This window comes from Pseudomonas sp. CM25 (genome assembly GCF_013179705.1).
Classification (GTDB): domain Bacteria; phylum Pseudomonadota; class Gammaproteobacteria; order Pseudomonadales; family Pseudomonadaceae; genus Aquipseudomonas.
Map to the genome: position 1 here is coordinate 1 of NZ_JABMCW010000590.1, position 1,886 is coordinate 1,886.

The following is a 1,886-nucleotide window of genomic DNA, read 5'->3' on the forward strand; positions in this document are numbered from 1 at the left end:
ATATGGAGGTCAGCAGCGATGGGTGTAAGCAGACTAACCGGCATGAATTCGGATGCGATGAGCGCAAAAACACAGAGGGTCATTGCGAATACGCCGCTCCAGTAGGCGCGCGGCTCACCGTAAGTTTTTGAGGTCGCAGAGCCTGACGTGGCGCTGCTCATTTGATTTGTCATGGATTCCTCGCTGTGTGTACCAACGGGCTGACGCAACTGACCGCGCCCATTCAAAGACTGGCGTCCTTGTCATTGGCGCCAGGCGTGTTTCAGTTCGTCAGGGGCTTACGTTCAAGCCAGGTGCTGCTGGAAGAATGCTGTCAATTTGTCGAAAGGGATCTTGTCCATGCGGTCGTACAAATCCACGTGATCCGCATTGGGGACAATCAACAGCTCTTTAGGGTTCGAGGCTGCCTTGAAGACGTCCTCGGAGTAATAACGCGAGTGAGCGTTCTCACCAGCGACCAGTAAAATTGGGCGTGGAGAGATCATTTCGATGTTCGCGTACATTGGGAAGTTGAAGAACGACACGGGAGTGGTTGCCGTCCACGCCGTTGTCGAGTTAACCCCTCTGGGGTGGAAGCCGCGAGGCGTACGGTAGTAATCGAAGAATATCGCCAATACCGGGTTCGGATCTTTCGGCAGCGTTTCTGGCAATACACGCTGGCCCTTCACGATGTTGCCATTCTCGTCAAACGGTACTTCGTGGTAGCCCAACGCAGGCTTGCCAAGCTGTGCATCAGCCCAACGCTGCTGGCTCAGGTAGTCGACCACCTGGTGGCGTTGCTCTGTGGTGTAACTGTCTTTGTAGCTTCGGCTCATGCTACGGGACATGTCGTACATCGATGAAGTGGCGACCGCTTTGATTCGGGAGTCGCTTGTGGCTGCAGTCAGTGCCATCCCGCTGTAACCACAGATGCCAATGACGCCAATGCGGTTTCGGTCGACGTAGGGCAGCAGCCCCAAGAAGTCGATAGCAGCGCTGAAGTCTTCGGTGTTGATATCGGGGGATGCGATGTTTCGGGTTTCGCCACTGCTTTCGCCTGTAAACGAAGGGTCGAAAGCGACTGTGACAAAGCCGCGCTCAGCCATCACCTGAGCGTACAGACCGCTGGCTTGTTCTTTGACAGCCCCGAAGGGGCCACTGACTGCTAACGCTGGCAGTTGCGTGCCTGCCGTGTTTTTCGGGCGGTACAGGTCGGCCGCTAAAGTAATGCCATAGCGGTTTTTGAAAGCTACCTTCTGGTGGTCGACTTTGTCGCTCTTGGGAAAGGTTTTGTCCCACTTGCTGTCGAGCTGCACGCCGCTTGTGGCAAAGGCACCATTAGGAAGCGCTGCACCCACGCTAATCGATGCAATTCCGGTGCTGGTCATCCTCAACAATGTGCGACGCCCAACACCAGGCTTTACTACGTCCGGGTGATCTAGAGGGATTTCAGTAGGCTCGGTCATTTGGCAGTCCATATGCGACCCGTTGATGATGACTACAATGGTCTGCTCCAATAGCCCATCTGACTAGCTACTTAATACTTACAAAACCTATAAGCTAGGCTAATCAATAATCTGTGCGATACTTGCGGCATGGCCAAACGCAACTTCAACGATCTGCTTTCATTCGTCACTGTCGCCCGCGAGAAAAGCTTCACGCGTGCAGCTGCGCTGCTGGGCGTGTCCCAGTCGGCCCTAAGCCAAACCGTGAGTGGCTTGGAAGCGCGCTTGCAGATTCGGCTCCTGACTCGTACTACTCGCAGCGTCTCACTGACCGTTGCGGGTGAGCGCCTGCTGAATGCCATCGGGCACCGTTTTGATGAGATTGAAGCCGAGCTGGACGAGCTGACGGATCTGCGAGACAAACCAGCGGGAACGGTAAGGATCACAAGCGGTGATCACATC

General features: G+C 55.0%; 2 protein-coding genes and 1 pseudogene. 1 reads left to right on the forward strand and 2 read right to left on the reverse strand.

What is annotated here, in order from left to right; genetic code table 11:
- Together HP546_RS31625 and HP546_RS29750 are read right to left on the reverse strand one after the other, a co-directional pair.
- A pseudogene (locus tag HP546_RS31625) lies at positions 1-161 on the reverse strand (MFS transporter); the annotation flags it as partial.
- A gap of 123 nt (positions 162-284) precedes the next feature.
- Positions 285-1,445, reverse strand: a complete 1,161-nt coding sequence (locus HP546_RS29750; RefSeq protein WP_256678573.1) for an alpha/beta hydrolase — start codon at positions 1,443-1,445, stop codon at positions 285-287.
- Between the two features lie 129 nt (positions 1,446-1,574).
- Between HP546_RS29750 and HP546_RS29755 the strand changes: the two genes are divergently transcribed.
- On the forward strand, positions 1,575-1,886 hold a 312-nt coding region (locus HP546_RS29755; RefSeq protein WP_172233315.1), incomplete at its 3' end, for a LysR family transcriptional regulator.